Here is a 19,252-nt window from a genome sequence, read left to right on the forward strand (position 1 = left end):
GCCGCTACCCGGCGCGCAGCCGGTGCCGCTTGCGCCACGCCACGACCGCGCCCGCGAGACCCGGCACGGCGATGCAGGCCAGCGCGATCAGGAAGGCCGGGGACGTCGGGGTGGAGGCGCGGGCGCCCGCCACCACGTAGGCGGCGGTGTTCGGGATCGAGCCGAGCGCCGTCGCCAGCAGGAACGGCAGCAGACCCATCCGGGAGACCGAGGCGCAGTAGTTGGCGGCGGCGAACGGGATCCCGGGGAACAGCCGCGCCGCCAGCATCGACCGGAAACCGTGCCGGCTCAGCTGGTGGTCCGCGGCCTTCAGCCAGCGCCCGCGCAGCAGCGGACGCAGCGCCTCCTGGCCGAGCACCCGGCCCAGGCAGAACGCGAGGCCGGCGCCCAGCACCGTTCCGCCCAGCGCCGCCACCAGACCGAACTGGGAGCCGAACAGCGCCCCCGCGGCCAGATTCAGCAGCGGGCGCGGCACGAACGCCACCGTGCACGCCCCGTACGCCACCGCGTAGGCGACGACGCCCACGGCACCGCCCAGCCGGGCCGGGAGGCCGTCGGTCAGCAGCTGCTGCGGCTCCAGCACCACCATGACCGCCGCCGCCGAGGCGAGCAGCACGACCAGCAGGGACAGCCGCGACCACGGCGACAGCAGGACTCTCGCGCACCGCCCGGCGAAACCGGGAGCGGGCGCGAGAACGGGAGCGGCCGTGGGGACGGCGACCGCGAGGTCGGACGAGCCGGCCCGGGGACGGGCCGTGGCGGTGCCCCCAGAGCGGTTGGTGGCATCGAGCATCCGGTGACACTAACCGACATACGTGCGAGATCGCCGTAGTGTTCGTCTCATGCGCGTCACAGAAGACGGTCCGGCGCCGCCACGGGTGCCGGACAGCACACTGGCCGACACGGTGCTGGAGCGGCTCGTCGCCGCGTACGCGTCCGCCGCCGACCCCGCCGCGGCCGACGCCATGCGGGCGTACATGAAGGACGTCGCGCCCTTCCTGGGACTGAGGACCCCGGCGCGCCGCGCCCTGTCCCGCACCGTCGAAGCCGGCCTGCCCCGCCCGTCCGAGGACGACTGCACCGCGATCGCGCTGCGCTGCTGGGAACTGCCCGAGCGGGAGTACCACTACTTCGCCGTCGACCACCTGCGCCGGCACGTACGGCAATGCTCCTCCGGCTTCCTGCCCGTGACCCGGCACCTCGTCACCACCGTGCCCTGGTGGGACACCGTCGACCTGCTCGCCGCGCACGTCGTCGGGGCACTCGTCGCCGCCGACCCCGCGCTCACCGCCGAGATGGACCGGTGGAGCGCCGACGACGACAAGTGGCTCGTACGCGCCGCCCTGCTGCACCAGCTCCGCTACAAGGAACGCACCGACACCGGGCGGCTCTTCGGCTACTGCCTGCGCCGGTCCGGCCATCCCGACTTCTTCGTCCGCAAGGCCATCGGCTGGGCCCTGCGCGAGTACGCCAAGACCGACCCGGACGCGGTACGCGACTTCGTCGCGCGCGAGGGCGACCGGTTCGCGCCGCTGTCGGTGCGGGAGGCGCTGAAGAACATCGGCGCGTGAGCGGTGCGAGCGGCTGAGGCGTAGGGCGGACTTCCGCTTCGCGGAAAATGAGTCGACGCGGGGCGCGCCGTCGGCCAGGATCGACGTCATGTTCCGGTACGCCTTCCTCCTCGCAGCATCCGCCGTCGCGGATGCCCCGAAGGCTGCCGTCACCGTTCTCGTCGCCGCAGTCGACGGCGCCCGAAGCTGACCCTCCCCGGATTGCCCGGCGGACCCCGCAGGGGGAGGGTCGGGCAGGTTCCCGGGGTCCCCGTCCCGGCCGCGCGCCGATCTGCCGCGCCCGGGGCCTGACGCGTCATCACCTGAGAGGTTCCCAGGTACCGCCATGTCCAAGACGGCGTACATCCGCACCAAACCGCACCTCAACATCGGCACGATGGGCCACGTCGACCACGGCAAGACCACCCTGACCGCCGCCATCACCAAGGTCCTCGCCGAGCGGGGCGCCGGCACCTTCGTGCCGTTCGACCGCATCGACCGGGCCCCGGAGGAGGCCGCCCGCGGCATCACCATCAACATCGCGCACGTCGAGTACGAGACCGGCACCCGGCACTACGCGCACATCGACATGCCCGGCCACGCCGACTACGTGAAGAACATGGTCACCGGCGCCGCCCAGCTCGACGGGGCGATCCTCGTCGTGTCCGCGCTGGACGGGATCATGCCGCAGACCGCCGAGCACGTGCTGCTCGCCCGTCAGGTCGGCGTCGACCACATCGTCGTCGCCCTCAACAAGGCCGACGCGGGCGACGAGGAGCTGACCGACCTGGTCGAGCTGGAGGTCCGCGAGCTGCTCACCGCGCACGGCTACGGCGGTGACGCGACGCCCGTCGTCCGGGTGTCCGGACTCAAGGCGCTGGAGGGCGACCCGCGGTGGACCGCCTCGATCGAGGCGCTGCTCGACGCGGTCGACACCTATGTGCCCGTGCCGGAGCGGTATCTGGACGCGCCGTTCCTGCTGCCGGTGGAGAACGTGCTCACCATCACCGGGCGCGGCACCGTCGTCACCGGCGCGGTGGAGCGCGGCACGGTCCGGGCCGGCGACAAGGTGCAGGTCCTCGGCGCTGACACCGAGACCGTCGTGACCGGCCTGGAAACCTTCGGCAAGCCCATGGAGGAGGCGCAGGCCGGGGACAACGTGGCGCTGCTGCTGCGCGGGGTGCCGCGCGACGCGGTGCGGCGCGGACACGTGGTGGCCGCGCCGGGCAGCGTGACGCCCAGCCGGCGGTTCACGGCGCGGCTGTACGTGCTGTCCGCCCGCGAGGGCGGCCGGACGACACCCCTGTCGACCGGCTACCGGCCACAGTTCTACATCCGCACCGCGGACGTCGTCGGGAACGTCGACCTCGGCGAGGCGGCGGTGGCGCGGCCCGGGGACACGGTGACCGTCACCGTGGAGCTCGGGCGCGACGTGCCCCTCGAGCCGGGGCTCGGCTTCGCCGTCCGCGAGGGCGGGCGCACGGTCGGGGCCGGGACGGTGACGGAGGTCGAGTGAGCCTCTGACACGGTCCGGCGGTGGCGCGGCGGCGCGGCGGCACAATGGGACGGTGAACGAGCCGATCCCCGTGTCCCGCGCCGTCGACCACGGCACCGCCAAGCTGATGCCCGACGTCGACCGGGAACGGGCCTGGCTGCTGACGGTCGACGGCGCCCCGCAGTCCTACGTCGACCTGGACGAGCCGACGCACCTGGAGTTCGAGTACGCGCGGCGGCTGGGACACGTGCTCGACGTGGCCGGCGAGGCCGGGGCTCCGCTGGACGCGGTGCATCTCGGGGGCGGGGCGATGACGTTGCCCAGGTACCTGGCCGCCACCCGGCCGGGGTCGCGTCAGGACGTGGTCGAGGCCGACGCGGGGCTGGCGGCGCTGGTCGCCGAGCACCTTCCGTTGTCGGCGGAGGCTGGTGTCGCCGTGCACACGGTCGACGCGCGTGCGTGGCTGGAGGCCGCCTCCGACGACAGCGCGGACGTTCTTGTCGCGGACGTCTTCGGGGGGTCGCAGGTGCCGGCGCACCTGACCACCGTCGGGTACGTCGACGAGGTGGCGCGGGTGCTGCGGGGCGGCGGGGTGTACCTCGCCAATCTCGCGGACGCGGCGCCGTTCGCGTTCCTGCGGTCGCAGGTGGCGACGGTCGCTGTGCGGTTCGCGGAGGTGGTGCTCGTCGCCGAGCCGGCGGTGCTGCGGGGGCGGCGGTTCGGGAACGTGGTGCTGGCGGCGTCCGACCGTGCGATGGACGCCGGGGCGTTGACGCGGGCGGTCGCGGGGGATCCGTTTCCGGCGCGGGTGGTGCGGGGGGAGGCCCTGCGGCGGTGGGTGGGCGAGGCGTCCCCGGTTCTCGAGGCGACGGCGGTGCCGTCACCGCTGCCGCCTTCGGGGGCGTTCGCGATCGGGTAGGGGGCGGGTGCAGCGCCATCGTGGTCTCTCGCGCAGTTCCCCGCGCCCCTGGGGGTGACGGTGACTGGTCGGGTGCGGGGCCGGTTGAGGGCTGAGCGCGCAGTTCCCCGCGCCCCTGGGGGGGGCTGACGGTGGCTTGTCGGGTGCGGCGCTGTCGTGGCTTCTCGCGCAGTTCCCCGCGCCCCTTCAGGGTGACGGTGGTGCTGCGCCCTTCAGGGGGCGCGGGGAACTGCGCGAACGGCACCCACTCGGCGGCAGTGACGTTGACCGCGGGTCCGCCGTGGCGCCTTCGGGGGCGCGGGGAACTGCGCGAACGGCACCCGCCGAGCCGCGGCTACCCGACGGCCGTCCCCTTGCCGACCTCCTCCTGGGCGCCGGGCAAGGCGCCCGCGACCGGCTTCGTGCGGCGGCGCAAGTTGCGGACGTCCGGGACCGTCAGGACCGCGGCAGTGACCACAACGACCAGCACGGCGCACCCCCACAGCGCCTCCGGCCTGCCGAACGCCGTCTCCGCCGGCCCCGCGAGCGCCATCGCCGCCGGGACGAGCGCGACCGACCCGAACCAGTCGTACGCGGACACCCGCGACAGCTTCTCCTCCGGTATCTCCTGGTGCAGCGCCGTCATCCAGGAGACGCCGAAGACCTCCACGGACAGCCCCGTCACGAACATCACCGCGCACAGCACCACCACCGGCACCGGCACCGCGAGCGCCGCGGACGGCAGGGCCAGCGGGAACACGCACAGCGTGCCCACCAGCAGCAGACGGCGCGGCTGCCAGCGCGTCATCAGCAGCGCACCCGCCACCGTGCCGCCGCCGAAGAACGCCAGTGCGATGCCCCAAGGAGCCGGCCCGCCCAGATGGTCGCGGGCGACGAGCGGACCGTAGACCGCGTCCGCCGCGCCGACGACCGCGTTGGCGATGGAGAACTGCACGACGATGCCCCACAGCCACGGCCGGCCGGTGAACTCCCGCCAGCCGTCCCGCAGGTCGGCGAGCATCCCGCCGCCCGGCTCGCGCGGCGGGATGTGCTTCACGTCGAGGAACGCCCGCAGCACCGCCGCGACCGCGAAGGCCGCCGCGTCCACCGCCAGCACCCAGCCGGGCCCGATCGCGGCGACCATCGCCCCGCCGAGCGCGGCGCCGCCCAGGGTCGCCCCTTGCATCGCCATACGGAACACGGCGAACGCGCGCCCGGCCTGTTCGCCGTCGACGGAGGACAGCAGCATGCCCTCGGCGGCAGGGTTGAAGAACGCCTGCCCGGCGCCTCCCAGCCCGCTGAGCAGCATCATCTGCCACAGCTGCGGCTCACCCACGAGGACCAGCGCGGCGAACGCGGCCTGCGAGGTGCAGTTCAGGACGTTGGCCGCGACCATCACCCGGTGCCGCGGCAGCCGGTCCGCGACGGCGCCGCCGATCAGCAGGAACAGCACGAGCGGCAGGGTGCGGGCGGCGGCCACCAGGCCCACGTCTCCGCCGTCGCCGCCCGCGCCCAGCACGGCGAACGCGGCGGCGATCAGCGCGCCGTGGCTGCCCAGGTTGGTCACCACGGCGGAGGCGGTCAGCAGCGTGTAGTTGCGGCCGGCGCAGGCGGGGCGGCGGCGGACGGCGGAGGTCGGCACCCGGTGACTATCGCCGGGAGAGGGCCGTCTTGCCAAGTGGGTGCCAAGTGGGTACCGGGCCCGCACACGTGCGGGCCCGGGCCGTCACGAATCCGTCGGCGGTTCCTCGGTCAGCCGGACCGTGCTGAGAATCTTCTGCACGGTCGCCTCGGGGATCTCTTCCTTCACGCCCGCCGCGCCGTACAGGTTCCAGGTGACGAAATCGCCCGCGCCGTTCTTGAACCCGAAGGTGATCGCCTTGCCCTCGCTGTCGCACTTGCCCTTCTGCGGCGTGCCTTCCGAGTGCGCCGTGGCCACGTGCCCGGTGATCCCGGACTTCGTGGTGTACGGCTTCGGCGCGTCGAACTTCACGCTCTTCTTGTCGGGCTGCGTGTAACCGCCGAAGATCCACCACGGCACGCGGGTCTCGGCCGCCTGCTTGGTGTCCTTCGCGCCGTTCTCACCACGGGTGCCGGCGGTGGCGAGCGCGGTGTCCTCGGTGCGGCCGTCCTTGTTCTCGTCCTCGGTGCACCACTTGGACTTCAGGTAGGCGGGAGCGGTGACGGTGGTACGGCCCATCTCACCGTCCTTCTCCTCCCATTCGAAGCCCACGGAGGTGCCCGGCGACTCGATCTCCCAGTCGCCCGGGACGTCGAACTTGGTGCCGAAGCGGGTGTTCACGACGACCTGCCAGCCGGGGATCGTCGCCTTCTCACCCTCGCCGCCGCGCGGGTTGCCACCCGACGTCGAGGGGGTCGGGTCCGCGGAGGCGTCCTCGGACGCGGTCGCGCTCGGCTTGGTCGGCTTCTTGCCGTCAGCCTCGTCGTCCTTGTCGCCGCCGAGCACCAGGAAACCGGTCACGCCCGCGGCCACGACCACCGCCGTCGCCGCGATGATCGCCACCAGCTTCGTACGGTTCCCGCCACCGCCGCCGTCACCGGGCTGCGGCATGCCCACGGTGGAGGGCTCGCCCCACTGCGGCTGCTGCTGGTACGGGTTCGGCTGCTGGTAGCCGGATTGCTGGTAGGGATTCGGCTGCTGGTACCCCGGCTGCTGGTACGGATTGTTCGACTGCGGGTTCTGCTCGCCCCCGGGCGGCTGCTGTCCTGGCCACATGGGCAGCCACACTAGCCGCGCCCTGACACGATTCGGTCACTGCCCTTTGACAGGGACGTAGCAACCGGGTCCACGGGCCGCGGGCCCGGACAGGGGGAGGCGGCTCACCGGTCCCACGGGCGGACCGGTGAACCCTCCACGGCCCGGCCGGCCTCCCTCACACAGCCGCGCCGGCGCCGTACGGACCGAACAGGTCGAGCAGCCGGATGCGGGCCGAGTGCAGCCGGTGGGCCACCACCTCGCCCACCCGGCGGGTCACCTCACGGCCCAGCTCCGGATCCTCCTCGCACAGGGCGAGGACGGCCGCGGCGTCGAACTCGTACGCCCGCACCGGGGTGGCCGCCTCGGCGCCCAGCTGCCAGACGTGCGGACGGAACAGCCACGACCAGCCGACCAGTTCGTTGTGCCCGAGCCGCTCGATGACGACGGGCCGGCGGCCCGGCACCCGCATGTCCAGCTCCACGGTGCCGGTCCTGATCACCCAGAACCGGTCCGCCCGGCCGCCCTCCTCCATCAGCCGGGACCCCTGCGGAAACGACACCTCGCGCGCGGTGGCCATGAGCCGCTCCCGGTGCTCTGCGGGCAGGGCACGCGGCAGGCTGTGGGACGGGGGAGCGAACATGGCGGGCCTCCCGGGGCGAAGTGTGGGCCGTCGTCGGCATCTCCACTGGCTGCTTCCAGGGTCCCCCCGTCCGCCGACGCCCGCATGGGCCGACCGGCCCCGGCGGCGCGGCATACGGCCCCGACCGGACGGCTTCGCCCGAACCGGTAGGCTTCCCGGTCGTGCCACCTGCCCGGGTTGGCACCCACATGCACGGACACACGGCATCGGCGGACCGGAGGAAGAGGCGTTGCACGTCCAGGAATGGCTCGAGACCGTACCCGCGGTCGCCGTGTACGCGCTGGTGGGAATCGTCATCGGGCTGGAGAGCCTGGGCATCCCGCTGCCCGGCGAGATCATCCTGGTCTCCTCGGCGCTGCTGGCCTCCCAGCACGGCGACATCGACCCGGTGATCCTCGGCGCCTGCGCCACCGCCGGCGCGATCATCGGCGACTCGATCGGCTACGCCATCGGCCGCAAGGGCGGGCGGCCGCTGCTGGCCTGGCTGGGCGGGAAGTTCCCCCGCCACTTCAGCGAGGCGCACATCGCGACCGCCGAGCGGTCCTTCCAGAAGTGGGGCATGTGGGCGGTCTTCTTCGGCCGCTTCGTCGCCCTGCTGCGGATCTTCGCGGGCCCGCTCGCGGGTGTGCTGCGCATGCCGTACTGGAAGTTCCTGACCGCCAACGTCCTCGGCGGCATCCTGTGGGCGGGCGGCACGACGGCGGTCATCTACTACGTGGGGATCGTCGCGGAGTCCTGGCTGAAGCGGTTCTCCTGGCTGGGGCTGGTGGCGGCTGTTCTGATCGGCGTGACGTCGATGCTGGTGCTGAAGCGCAAGGCGAAGAAGACGGCGTCCGCCGCGGAGACCACGCCCACACCGGCGCCGGTCGGCGACTGACCCACCCGGGCGGTGCGGGCCGGTGGGGGCTTGGCGCGCAGTTCCCCGCGCCCCTGAGGGTGTCTGTCACCTGGGTGACCTTGAGGGCGCCGGTCCTGGCAGCCACCTAGGGGCGCGGGGAACTGCGCGAACGGCCACGACGGGCCCGCGGTCGCCCGTTCACCTCACGCCCTGGGTGCGGGCCGGTGGGGGCTTGGCGCGCAGTTCCCCGCGCCCCTAGGCGTACTGCCCGACAGGCACCTGCGAGGTCACCGGTGCGACAGGCACCTTCAGGGGCGCGGGTAACTGCGCGCCGAACACCCACCGGCCCGCACGCCGACAGGCGACCGCGTCTCAGCCCCCGTGCTGATCCCGATGCGCCTTCGCCAGCTCCGCGTACATCGTGCCGTTGAGGGTCAGCCCCTCCCGCTCCTCCGGCGTCAGCTCCCGCCGCACCTTCGCCGGGACGCCCGCGACCAGGGAGCCGGGCGGCACCCGCATCCCCTGCGGCACCAGCGCCTGCGCGGCGACCAGCGAGCCCGCCCCGATCACCGCGCCGTTCAGCACCGTCGCGCCCATGCCGATCAGGCAGTCGTCCTCCACGGTCGCGCCGTGGACCACCGCGTTGTGCCCGACGGACACCCGCTCGCCCACGCTCACCGGGAACCCGGGGTCGGCGTGCAGGGTGCAGTTGTCCTGCACGTTGCTGCTCGCGCCCACGGTGATCGACTCCACGTCGCCGCGCAGCACCGCGCCGTACCAGACGCTCGCCCCCGCGTTCAGCGTCACGTCGCCGATCACGCTCGCCGTGGGGGCCACGAACGCCCCCTCGTCGATCCGCGGCTCCCTGCCGCCGATGCCGGTGATCAGAGCCTGGTGCGTCATCGTCGCCTCCTAGTCGAACGTCGGGGGAACGGTACGCCACCCGGTGGGGTGAAGATCACAGGGGCGTCGGCCCGTACCCGTCGCACCCGCGGACTACGGTGAGCGGGTGCCGAAGCGCAAGAACACGTTCTCGTCCTGGCCGCGCCGCCTCGCCCAGCGCGCGGTCCACGCGGGCTGGGCCTGGGCGCAGCGCACGGGCTCGGTGACCGCCGAACACCCCGGCCGCTTCCGCTTCGGGGCGATGGGAACAGGAACCAGACTCGCCTTCCCGCTCGGCACCGTCTTCGGCGAGCCCTGGATCCGCATCGGCTCCCACTGCATCGTCGGCGAGCAGGTCACCCTCACCGCGGGACTCATGCCCGGCCTCGACCTCGGCCCCGAGCCGATCCTGCGCATCGGCGACGGCGTCGTCCTCGGCCGCGGCAGCCACGTCATCGCCGACACCACCGTGACCATCGGCAGCGACTGCTACTTCGGTCCGTACGTCTACGTCACCTCGACCAACCACTCCTACGACGACCCGCACGAGCCCATCGGCAAGCAGTGGCCTCGCATGGAGCCGGTCGAGATCGGCCCCGGCTGCTGGATCGGCACCGGCGCGGTGATCCTGCCGGGCGCCCGCGTCGGGCGGAACGTGGTGGTGGCCGCGGGCGCGGTCGTCCGGGGCGAGGTGCCGGACCACTGCGTGGTCGCGGGCGCGCCCGCCCGGGTCGTACGCCGCTGGACGCCCGACGAGGGCTGGCAGCCGCCGCTGCGCACCCCGCCGCCCGTGCCGCTCCCCGACGACGTCACGCCGGAACAGCTGCGGGCGCTGTCGCGGCTCGACGAGGAGGGCGTGGCCCGCCTCGCGGAGCTGGACGGGGCGGAACCGGAGGCCCACGGCGCCGCGCGGCTGGCCGAGATGGAGTCCGGCGCCTGACGCCCGCGCCGTACCCGCACCGGCCTCGCAGTACAGTGCGGTGAACCACCGGGTGCAGCACCCGGACAGTCGGAACGGACGGAACGTGGCGGACCTCGACCTGCTGACCCGGTCCCTGGCGCGCAACGTCAAGCGCTGGCGCACCGAGCGCGGATTCACCCTGGACATGCTCGCGGCCCGGGCGGGCGTCAGCCGCGGCATGCTCATCCAGATCGAGCAGGCCCGCACCAACCCGAGCATCGGCACGATCGTCAAGATCGGTGACGCGCTCGGCGTCAGCGTGCCCACGCTGCTCGACTACGAGCGGGGCCCGAACGTCCGCATCGTCCCCGCCGACCGAACGGTCCGCCTGTGGCACACCGAACGCGGCAGCTACAGCCGTCTGCTGACCGGCACCGAGGCGCTGGGCCCGCTGGAGATGTGGGAGTGGCGGCTGATGCCGGGGGAGAGCAGCGACTCCGACCCGCACCCCGAGGGCACGGTGGAACTCATCCACGTCACGGCCGGGGAGCTGACCCTCACCGTCGACGGGGAGGAGCACCGGGTGCCGGCCGGCGCCAGCGCCTCCTTCGAGGCCAACACGCCCCATGTGTACGGCAACGCGGGTGACGAGCCGGTCGAGATGATCATGACGGTGTCGGTGCCGCCCGCGCAGTGAGACGCGCTCCGGACACCGTGCCGCACGCTGTTACCGTGCCGCCATGCGCGCACCCATCGGAAACTTCGACCAGGCCGTCCCCGCCCCCGACTGCCTCGACGAGCTGACCGCCCCCGTCGCCGCCGCGGTCCGCGCCTGGACCGGCAGCGTCCCCGCCGACCAGATCCTCTACGTCGAGACCGACCCGCGGTGGGCCGACACCGCCGTCTTCGTCGAGCACTACGGCAGCGACCTGCTGGAGCGGTCGGCGAACTGCGTGGTGGTGGCGGGCAGGCGCGGCGGGGAGTCGACCCTTGCCGCGTGCGTCGTGCTGTCCACCACGCGGGCCGACGTGAACGGGGTGGTGCGACGCCACCTCGGCGTCCGCAAGGCGTCGTTCGCGCCGATGGACACGGCGACGGGGGAGACCGGCATGGAGTACGGCGGCATCACCCCCGTCGGGCTGCCCGAGTCCTGGCCCGTGCTGGTGGACGCGGCCGTCGTCGACCTGCCGTACGTGCTGGTCGGCAGCGGACGCAGGCGCGGGAAGCTGCTCGTGCCGGGCAAGGCGTTCGCGGAACTGCCGGGCGCGGTCGTCCTGGAGGGGCTGGGCAGGCCCGCCGCCTGAACCGGCCGCGCGGGCGTCGTCAGTACCGCGCGGCCGTGCCCAGGTACCGCTCCGCGAAGGCCGCCGCGGTGGCCGGCGAGCTGAACAGACGGCGCAGCCGGGCGAGCGCGGTGCCCGCGCGGAAGGGGTCGCCCGACGCACCTCCGTGGTACAGCTCGGACAGCCACCGGGAGAACTCCTGGTAGTCCCACACCTGCCGCAGCCGCGACGCCGAGTAGCCGGCCAGCCCGGCCCCGTCGCCTTTCAGCAGCCGTCCGACGAGCGCGTCGCCCAGCGCGAACGCGTCGTGCAGCGCCAGGTTGAGGCCCTTGGCGGCGATCGGCGCGACCAGGTGCGCCGCGTCCCCCGCCAGATGGAGGCGGCCGAAGGACATCGGTTCGGTGACGTAGTCGTGCATGTCCAGCACACGCTTCTCGATCAGCGGCCCCTCGGTGAGCGGCTCCGCGCCGGCCGCGCCCAGTCGGCGGTGCAGCTCCGCCCACACCCGTTCGTGCGGCCAGTTCTCCGGGTCGTCGCCGGGCGGGCACTGGAGGTAGTAACGCGTCACCTCGGGACTGCGGGGCATCTGCCCGGCGAACCCGTCCGGATGGCAGCCGAACAGCACGCGGTCGGCGGACGGCGGCGCCTCGGCGAGGAGGGCGAGCCAGCCGATGCCGTAGTCGTGGCGCGCCACCCGGGCCCGCCCGGCGACGGCCGCCCTGGTCACCCCGCGCGCGCCGTCGCACCCCGCGACGAAGGCGCATGCGACGGCCTCCCGGCGGCCGCTCTCCGGGCAGACGTACGACACCGACGGCCGGTCCCCGTCCAGGTCGTGCACCCGCACGTCCCGCACCCCGAACCGCACGACCCCGCCGCGCACATCCGCGTACTCCCGCACCAGGTCCGTGACCAGGAACTGCTGCGGATACACCCAGTGGTGGCAGCCCGTCAGCTCGTGGTACCCGAACGGATGGCGCTCGCCGTCGAAGCGGAACTCGCAGGCGGTGTCCCGCCGGGCCCGCTCCAGCAGGTTCCCGGCGAGACCCCGCCACTCCAGGCCGCGCACCACCGGTTCCTCGATCACCCCGGCCCGCGGCCGCCGCTCGACGAACTCCCGTGTCTCGGTCTCCAGCACCAGGCAGTCCAGCCCGGCCGCCCGCAGCACACACCCCACGGTCAGACCGGCGGGTCCCGCGCCCACCACGACGACCGGAAACCGTTGCGGCAAACGGGAGTTGGAGGAAGCAGGCATCTCGGTCACCGCGCCATTATGGCGTCACCCCGCCGTTCGGAACCGGCGGACGCACATCTCAGGCGAGCCGCGGGATCTCGATCGCGGGGCAGCGGTCCATCACCATGTCCACGCCCGCCGCACGCGTACGCGCGTACGCGTCCTGGTCGACCACCCCGAGCTGGAACCACACGGCCTTGGCGCCCTTGGCCACCGCCTCGTCCGCGACCGCGCCCGCCAGGTCGCTGTTGACGAACACGTCCACCACGTCCACGTCGAAGGGGATGTCGGCGAGCGAGGCGTACCCCTGCTCCCCGTGCACCGTCTCCGCCTTGGGGTGCACCGGCACCACGCGCTTGCCGAACCGCTGGAGCACCTGCGCGACCCCGTACGCGGCGCGCTGCCGGTTGGAGGACAGGCCGACCACGGCCCAGGTGTCACCGGACTCGGTGAGGATCTTGCGGACCGTTGCGTCGTCGCCGTACACCGTCGGCCTCCCGTGGCTCTGAAGTGAGATTGAGCTGGCGTTCCCGTCAACCAGGGGCACGGCGCGGTGATTCCCGCAAGCGACGGCGCGAAAAGCGTGCGAGATACCTGCGTGCGCCCGCTCGCGCGCCTACGCTCGCCTCGTGCTGCGCATCACCGACGCCCGAACCGGCGAACTCGTGGACGCCGCCCCCGCCCGCCGGGGCCTGACCCGCGTCGAGGCCCACCCACGGGCCCTCGACCCCACCGGCCTGCGCGTGCTGCTGGCCGCCGACCTGCTCGTGCGTGCCCTGGAACTCGGCGGCACCCCGGTGTGGGCGCTGCTCGCCGCCGAAGGGCGGCACGCGGAGCTGCGCGCGGCGGCCGACGCGCTCGGGATCCGGCCCTTCGAGGACGGCGAGGGCACCGCCGGACTGGGCGAGGCCCAGGTGCTGCACGTCGTCGACGAGGGCGGCGCCGAACCCGACGGCGTTCGGGTCGCCGTCGCGCCCGTCACATGGTCGGCCCCCGGCGCCCCGGCGGAGGCCGACCAGGCCGCCCTGCGCCTCGCGCTGCTCACCCACCCGAGGCACGCACCCGCGGTGATCGACACGGACGCGCTGGAGCAGGCCGGCGACACCCTGCGCCGCTGGCGCGGCGCGGTCGCCGACTGGGCCCGGCGGCCCTCACGCCCCGTGCCCCACGAGGCGCGCGCCGAGCTGCGCGCCGCATGGGAGGACGACCTGGACACCGCCGCCGTGCTCGGCGCGCTCCGCGCGGTGGAGACCGACCCGGGCCTTCCCGACGGCGCCCGCTTCGAGACCTACGCCTACGCCGACCGGCTCCTCGGCCTCGATCTCGCCCGCGACCTCGGACACCCCGCATGATCGAGCGCGCGGCGGCCGGCCCCCTGCGCCGGCTGGTGGTGCTGCGGCACGCCAAGTCCGCCCGCCCCGAGGGCGTCGCCGACCACGAACGTCCGCTCGCCGCGCGCGGCCGTCGGGACGCGCCCGCCGTGGGACGGGCCCTCGCCGACATGGACCGCCTGCCCGGACTCGCCCTGTGCTCCACCGCCGTCCGCGCCCGCCGCACCTGGGAGCTGGCCGCCGCGCAGTGGGGCACGCCCCCGCCGGTCCGGCTCGACCCGCGCCTCTACCACGCGGACGTCCCCGGCCTGCTGGACGTGATCCGCGAGACGCCCGCCGAGGTCGAGACGCTGCTGCTCGTCGGCCACAACCCGGGTCTCGAGGACCTGGTGCTGACCCTCGCCGACGACGGCCTCGACGGCCTCCTGGACCGGGTGCGCGCCAAGTTCCCGACCTCCGCGATCGCCGTGCTCGACTGGCGCGGCGCCGCCTGGCGCGACCTGCTCCCCGGCGGCGCCCTGCTCACGTCGGTCGCCGTCCCGCGCGGCAGGCGCTGACGCCCGCCGCATAGGCTGGCCGGATGCAGGACGAGTACCGCACCGTGGCCCGCGCGGGTGTGCACGAGACCGAGATCAACCGCTCCCGCTTCCTGTGCGCCCTCGCCCCGGCGGCCACCGAGCAGGAGGCGCAGGACTTCATCGCCGCCGTCCGCAAGGAGCACGCCGACGCCACCCACAACTGCTGGGCGTACGTCATCGGCGCGGACGCCTCCGTGCAGAAGGCCAGCGACGACGGGGAGCCCGGCGGCACCGCGGGCGTCCCCATGCTGCAGATGCTGCTGCGCCGCGACATGCGCTACGTCGTCGCCGTCGTCACCCGCTACTTCGGCGGAGTGAAGCTCGGCGCGGGCGGCCTCATCCGCGCCTACGGCGGCTCGGTCGGCGAGGCCCTGGACGCGCTCGGCACGATCACCCGGCGCCGCTTCCGGCTGGCCACCGTGACCGTCGACCACCAGCGGGCGGGGAAGGTGCAGAACGACCTGCGCTCCACCGGCCGAGAGGTGCGCGACGTGCACTACGGCGAGGAGGTCACCATCGAGATCGGCCTCCCCGACGCCGACGTGGACGCCTTCCGCGCCTGGCTCGCCGACGCCACCTCCGGCACCGCCCGCCTCGAACTGGGCGGGGAGGCCTACGGGGACGCCTGACACCCCACCCGTTTCCTCCCCATCGGGGTGATAACGGGCGATACGGGCCCGGGACGTGACGGGTGATACGGGAGCAACCGCCCGCGCTGTCGGAGGCGCCCGATACGCTGCCGGGACCATGAGATTCCTGCACACGTCCGACTGGCACCTCGGCCGCTCCTTCCACCGGGTCGGCATGCTCGGCGCCCAGGCCGAGTTCATCGGCCACCTCGTCTCGACCGTGCGCGAGCGCGAGGTGGACGCGGTGGTGGTGTCGGGGGACGTGTACGACCGGGCGGTGCCGCCGCTCTCCGCGGTCGAGCTGTTCGACGACGCGCTGCACCGGCTCGCCGACCTCGGCGTGCCCACGGTGATGATCTCCGGGAACCACGACTCGGCCCGCCGTCTCGGCGTCGGCGCGGGACTCATGGGCCGCGCCGGCATCCACCTGCGCACCGAACCCTCCGCGTGCGGCACCCCCGTCCTGCTGCCCGACGCGCACGGCGACGTCGCCTTCTACGGACTTCCCTACCTGGAGCCCGCCCTCGTACGGGACGAGTTCGGCGTGGAGCGGGCAGGGCACGAGACCGTGCTCGCCGCCGCCATGGACCGGGTGCGCGCCGACCTCGCCGCCCGCCCGGCCGGCACCCGCTCCGTCGTCCTCGCCCACGCCTTCGTCACCGGCGGAGAACCGAGCGACAGCGAACGGGACATCGCGGTCGGCGGTGTCGCGTCCGTGCCCGCCGCCGTGTTCGACGGCGTCGACTACGTGGCGCTCGGCCACCTGCACGGCTGCCAGACCCTCACCGACCGCGTCCGCTACTCCGGCTCCCCGCTGCCCTACTCCTTCTCCGAGGCCGGGCACCGCAAGTCCATGTGGCTGGTCGACCTGGCCGCCGACGGGAGCGTCATCGCCGAGCGCGTCGACTGCCCCGTGCCGCGCCCCCTCGCCCGCATCCGCGGCGCCCTCGAGGAACTGCTCGCCGACCCCGCGCTCGCGCCGCACGAGGAGGCGTGGGTCGAGGCGACCCTCACCGACCCGGTCCGCCCCGCCGACCCCATGGCCCGGCTCGCCGAGCGCTTCCCGCACACCCTCGCCCTCGTCTTCGACCCGGACCGGCCGCCGGACGACCCCGACGTGTCCTACGCCCGCCGCCTCGCCGGCCGCGACGACCAGCAGATCGCCGAGGACTTCGTCGCCCATGTGCGCGGCGCCGGACCCGACGCCCGTGAGCGCACCGTGCTGCGGGACGCCTTCGGCGCCGTCCGCGCCGACGAGGCCGTGCGCGAGGTGGCCCGATGAGACTGCACCGCCTGGACATCACCGCCTTCGGCCCGTTCGGCACCACCCAGACCGTCGACTTCGACGCCCTGTCCGCCGCCGGTCTCTTCCTGCTGCACGGCCCCACCGGCGCCGGCAAGACCTCCGTCCTGGACGCCGTCTGCTACGCCCTCTACGGCTCCGTCCCAGGCGCCCGCCAGGGCGCCCAGGGCACCACCCTGCGCAGCGACCACGCCGCGCCCGCCACCCGCACCTCCGTCACCCTCGAACTCACCGTCGCCGGACGCCGTCTGGAGATCACCCGGCAGCCCCCGTGGGAGCGCCCCAAGAAGCGCGGCGCCGGCACCACCGTCGACAAGGCGCAGACCTGGCTGCGGGAGCGTGACACCGCCACCGGCGCCTGGAAGGACCTCAGCCGCTCCCACCAGGAGATCGGCGAAGAGATCACCCAGCTGCTCGGCATGAGCCGCGAGCAGTTCTGCCAGGTCGTGCTGCTCCCGCAGGGCGACTTCGCGCGCTTCCTGCGCGCCGACGCCGAGGCCCGCGGCAAGCTGCTGGGCCGCCTCTTCGACACCCACCGCTTCGCCGAGGTCGAGAAGCACCTCGCCGACCGCCGCCGCGCCGCCGAGGCCCGCGTGCGCGACGGCGACACAGAGCTGCTCGCCGACGCGCACCGCATGCAGCAGGCCGCGGGCGGCGCCATGGAACTGCCCGAGCTGTCGCCGGGCGAACACGGCCTCGCCGACGCCGTGCTGACCGCGGCAGCAGTAGCCCGCAGCACTGCCCGCGAACAGCTCACCGCCGCCCACTGCCGCCTCACCACCGCCGAGTCCGTCCGCACCGAGGCGGGCCGCGCCCTGGACGAGGCGCGCGAGCGGCACCGGCTGCAACGACGGTTCGCCGAAGCGCGGGAGCGGGCCGAGCGGCTGCGGGAGCGGTCCGGCGCCCACGACGAGGACCAGGCCCGCATGGACCGGGCCCGCAAGGCCGAGACCGTCGCCCCCGCATTGGAGCTGCGGGACTCCGCCGAGGCCGAGCACCTCCGTGCGGCCACCGCCGAGCGGCGCGCCCGCGCCCTCCTCCCCGCGTCCCTCGCGGACGCCGGACCGGACGGCCTGGCCGCGGCGGCCCGCCGTGCCGCCGAGGAACTGGGCGGGCTGGAGTCGGCACGCCGCGCGGAGCGCCGCCTCGCCGAACTCCTCGACGAGCGGGCCGGACTGGACCGCCAGGAACGCGCCGACGAGGAGGTCCGCGAGGACGCCGAGGCGTGGCTCGCCGGCTGGGAGACCACCCGCACCGCCCTCCAGGACCGCATCGCGACCGCCCAGCAGGCCGCGACGCGCGCCGGGGAGCTCGCGGCGCGGCGCGACACCGCCCGCGCCCGGCTGGAGGCCGCCCGCAACCGCGACCGGCTCGACCGGGACGCCGAGGCCGCCGCCGAGCAGGCCGGCGCGGCCCGCGAAGAGGCCCTCGCCGCCCGGCAGCACTGGCTCGACCTCAAGGAACAGCGGCTCAGCGGCATCGCCGCCGAACTCGCCGCCGGCCTCACCGACGGCGCCCCCTGCGCGGTCTGCGGCGCCACCGAACACCCCGCCCCGGCCCGCAGGGACGCCGGACACGTCGACCGCGAGACCGAGGAGCGCGCCCTCACCGCCTCACAGGACGCCGAGGAGCGGCGCGCGCAGGCGGAGCGGCGGCTCGCCGCCGTCCGCGAGGAGCTGGCCGCCGCGGGCGCCGGCGCGGGGGACACCCCGGCCGATCAGCTCGCCCGCGAACTCGACGACGCGGAGCGGGAGTACGCCACCGCGCGGAGGGCCGCCTCCGCCCTGCACGCGGCCCAGGAGGAGCTGCGTGCCGCCGAACGCGAACACGAGCTGCGCACCGCCGCCCAGCGCGACGCGGCCGTCCGCGCCGCCGCCCGCGTCGGCCACCGCGAGCGCCTGGACCTCGAACGGGCCTCGCTGGAGCAGGAGTTGACGCAGGCGCGGGGGGACGCCACCAGCGTCGCCGAGCGCGCCCGGCAGCTCGAACGCGAGGCGGTGCTGCTCACCGACGCCGCCGACGCCGCCCGCACCGCCGAGGAGGCCGCCCGGCGGCTCAAGGACGCCGACGCGCGCCTCTCCGACGCCGCCTTCCGCGCCGGATTCGACACCCCGAGGGCCGCCGCCGAGGCCCTCCTCGACGACGACGCCCACCGGCGGTTGCAGCGCCGGCTGGACGCCTGGCACGACGAGGAGGCCGCCGTACGCGCCGTCCTCGCCGAACCCGGGACCGCGGCCGCCGCCCAGCAGCCCGCCGTCGACCTCGCCGCCGCCCAGCAAGCCGCCGAGGCCGCCGACCGCGCCGTCCGCGAGGCCGCCTCCGCGCGCGACGCGGCCGCCCGCCGCTGCGCCGAGCTCGACCGGCTCTCCGCCCGGGCAGCCGCCTCCGTGCGCCGGCTCGGACCGCTGCGCGCGGAGTACGACCGGGTGGCCCGCATGGCCGCCCTCACCGCCGGCACCTCGGCGGAGAACGAACGCCGGATGCGACTCGAGTCGTACGTGCTCGCCGCGCGCCTGGAGCAGGTCGCCGCCGCCGCGACCGTCCGGCTGCGCCGCATGTCGTCCGGCCGCTACACCCTCGTCCACTCCGACGACCGCGCGGGCCGCGGCCGCAGCGGCCTGGGACTGCACGTCGTGGACGCCTGGACCGGCCGGGAGCGCGACACCGCCACCCTCTCCGGCGGCGAGACCTTCTTCGCCTCCCTCGCTCTCGCGCTCGGCCTCGCCGACGTGGTGACCGACGAGGCGGGCGGGGTGCGGCTGGACACGCTCTTCATCGACGAGGGCTTCGGCAGCCTCGACGACCAGACCCTCGACGAGGTCCTGGACGTCCTCGACTCGCTGCGCGAACGCGACCGCAGCGTCGGCATCGTCAGCCACGTCCCCGACCTGCGCCGCCGCATACACGCCCAGCTGGAGGTCGTCAAGGACCGCTCCGGCTCCCGGCTACGGCAGCGCGGGACCTGACGGGGCTG

Annotated in this window: 19 protein-coding genes; 12 read left to right on the forward strand and 7 right to left on the reverse strand. The window is 74.6% G+C overall.

Translation table 11 applies throughout. The features are described 5' to 3' along the window. Positions 1-4: 4 nt before the first annotated feature. Complete coding sequence (locus ACF1AG_RS18940; RefSeq protein WP_359600731.1) at positions 5-793, reverse strand: TVP38/TMEM64 family protein; 789 nt, start codon at positions 791-793, stop codon at positions 5-7. Positions 794-842: 49 nt separating this feature from the next. Here ACF1AG_RS18940 and ACF1AG_RS18945 point away from each other — a divergent pair, with 49 nt between their 5' ends. From ACF1AG_RS18945 to ACF1AG_RS18955, 3 genes are all read left to right on the forward strand, one after another. Then, a complete protein-coding gene (locus ACF1AG_RS18945) occupies positions 843-1,571 on the forward strand; it encodes a DNA alkylation repair protein (protein ID WP_391810073.1) in 729 nt (242 codons plus the stop codon). 325 nt (positions 1,572-1,896) lie between these two features. Further along, positions 1,897-3,066 carry an elongation factor Tu gene (gene tuf, locus ACF1AG_RS18950; RefSeq protein WP_391810074.1) on the forward strand — a complete coding sequence of 390 codons (1,170 nt, stop codon included), beginning with the start codon at positions 1,897-1,899 and terminating at the stop codon, positions 3,064-3,066. A 52-nt stretch (positions 3,067-3,118) separates the two neighbouring features. Further along, positions 3,119-3,964 carry a fused MFS/spermidine synthase gene (locus ACF1AG_RS18955; protein ID WP_359600728.1) on the forward strand — a complete coding sequence of 282 codons (846 nt, stop codon included), beginning with the start codon at positions 3,119-3,121 and terminating at the stop codon, positions 3,962-3,964. 334 nt (positions 3,965-4,298) lie between these two features. Here the strand turns inward: ACF1AG_RS18955 and ACF1AG_RS18960 are convergent, their stop codons facing one another. From ACF1AG_RS18960 to ACF1AG_RS18970, 3 genes are all read right to left on the reverse strand, one after another. After that, on the reverse strand, positions 4,299-5,585 hold the full coding sequence (locus ACF1AG_RS18960) for an MFS transporter (RefSeq protein ID WP_391810075.1): 1,287 nt from the start codon (positions 5,583-5,585) through the stop codon (positions 4,299-4,301). Positions 5,586-5,669: 84 nt separating this feature from the next. Next, complete coding sequence (locus tag ACF1AG_RS18965; RefSeq protein WP_359606548.1) at positions 5,670-6,680, reverse strand: hypothetical protein; 1,011 nt, start codon at positions 6,678-6,680, stop codon at positions 5,670-5,672. 157 nt (positions 6,681-6,837) lie between these two features. Further along, positions 6,838-7,302 (reverse strand): cyclic nucleotide-binding domain-containing protein, encoded by a 465-nt coding sequence (locus ACF1AG_RS18970; RefSeq protein ID WP_359606546.1) that lies wholly within the window; start codon positions 7,300-7,302, stop codon positions 6,838-6,840. A gap of 229 nt (positions 7,303-7,531) precedes the next feature. Here ACF1AG_RS18970 and ACF1AG_RS18975 point away from each other — a divergent pair, with 229 nt between their 5' ends. Continuing rightward, positions 7,532-8,179, forward strand: coding sequence for a DedA family protein (locus tag ACF1AG_RS18975; protein ID WP_359606544.1), 648 nt, complete (start codon positions 7,532-7,534; stop codon positions 8,177-8,179). A 333-nt stretch (positions 8,180-8,512) separates the two neighbouring features. Here the strand turns inward: ACF1AG_RS18975 and ACF1AG_RS18980 are convergent, their stop codons facing one another. Then, complete coding sequence (locus tag ACF1AG_RS18980) at positions 8,513-9,043, reverse strand: gamma carbonic anhydrase family protein (protein ID WP_359606543.1); 531 nt, start codon at positions 9,041-9,043, stop codon at positions 8,513-8,515. Between the two features lie 106 nt (positions 9,044-9,149). Between ACF1AG_RS18980 and ACF1AG_RS18985 the strand changes: the two genes are divergently transcribed. The 3 genes from ACF1AG_RS18985 (at position 9,150) to ACF1AG_RS18995 (ending at position 11,227) form a co-directional block, all read left to right on the forward strand. Further along, complete coding sequence (locus ACF1AG_RS18985) at positions 9,150-9,962, forward strand: acyltransferase (protein ID WP_359606541.1); 813 nt, start codon at positions 9,150-9,152, stop codon at positions 9,960-9,962. An 85-nt stretch (positions 9,963-10,047) separates the two neighbouring features. Then, the gene (locus ACF1AG_RS18990; protein WP_387797197.1) at positions 10,048-10,620 is read left to right on the forward strand and encodes a helix-turn-helix domain-containing protein; all 573 of its coding nucleotides are present in this window, start codon (positions 10,048-10,050) and stop codon (positions 10,618-10,620) included. Positions 10,621-10,663: 43 nt separating this feature from the next. Further along, entirely contained in the window at positions 10,664-11,227 is a 564-nt protein-coding gene (locus ACF1AG_RS18995) for a YbaK/EbsC family protein (RefSeq protein ID WP_359606537.1), read from the forward strand. A 19-nt stretch (positions 11,228-11,246) separates the two neighbouring features. Here the strand turns inward: ACF1AG_RS18995 and ACF1AG_RS19000 are convergent, their stop codons facing one another. Together ACF1AG_RS19000 and ACF1AG_RS19005 are read right to left on the reverse strand one after the other, a co-directional pair. Continuing rightward, positions 11,247-12,458 (reverse strand): 4-hydroxybenzoate 3-monooxygenase, encoded by a 1,212-nt coding sequence (locus ACF1AG_RS19000; protein ID WP_391810182.1) that lies wholly within the window; start codon positions 12,456-12,458, stop codon positions 11,247-11,249. Positions 12,459-12,516: 58 nt separating this feature from the next. Continuing rightward, positions 12,517-12,924 carry a CoA-binding protein gene (locus ACF1AG_RS19005; protein WP_387797195.1) on the reverse strand — a complete coding sequence of 136 codons (408 nt, stop codon included), beginning with the start codon at positions 12,922-12,924 and terminating at the stop codon, positions 12,517-12,519. Positions 12,925-13,066: 142 nt separating this feature from the next. Between ACF1AG_RS19005 and ACF1AG_RS19010 the strand changes: the two genes are divergently transcribed. The 5 genes from ACF1AG_RS19010 (at position 13,067) to ACF1AG_RS19030 (ending at position 19,244) form a co-directional block, all read left to right on the forward strand. Beyond that, complete coding sequence (locus ACF1AG_RS19010) at positions 13,067-13,789, forward strand: hypothetical protein (protein WP_387797194.1); 723 nt, start codon at positions 13,067-13,069, stop codon at positions 13,787-13,789. Further along, positions 13,786-14,325: a SixA phosphatase family protein gene (locus ACF1AG_RS19015; RefSeq protein WP_387797192.1), complete on the forward strand. Its 540-nt coding sequence runs from the start codon at positions 13,786-13,788 to the stop codon at positions 14,323-14,325. Before ACF1AG_RS19010 ends, ACF1AG_RS19015 begins: the two co-directional genes overlap by 4 nt. 23 nt (positions 14,326-14,348) lie before the next feature. Beyond that, complete coding sequence (locus ACF1AG_RS19020; RefSeq protein ID WP_391810076.1) at positions 14,349-14,975, forward strand: YigZ family protein; 627 nt, start codon at positions 14,349-14,351, stop codon at positions 14,973-14,975. A 118-nt stretch (positions 14,976-15,093) separates the two neighbouring features. After that, the gene (locus ACF1AG_RS19025) at positions 15,094-16,257 is read left to right on the forward strand and encodes an exonuclease SbcCD subunit D (RefSeq protein WP_391810077.1); all 1,164 of its coding nucleotides are present in this window, start codon (positions 15,094-15,096) and stop codon (positions 16,255-16,257) included. After that, positions 16,254-19,244: an AAA family ATPase gene (locus tag ACF1AG_RS19030; protein ID WP_391810078.1), complete on the forward strand. Its 2,991-nt coding sequence runs from the start codon at positions 16,254-16,256 to the stop codon at positions 19,242-19,244. The genes ACF1AG_RS19025 and ACF1AG_RS19030 overlap by 4 nt, the downstream gene beginning before the upstream one ends. Positions 19,245-19,252 lie beyond the last annotated feature (8 nt).

The sequence above is a fragment of the Streptomyces sp. NPDC014764 genome, assembly GCF_043082785.1.
Classification (GTDB): domain Bacteria; phylum Actinomycetota; class Actinomycetes; order Streptomycetales; family Streptomycetaceae; genus Streptomyces; species Streptomyces althioticus.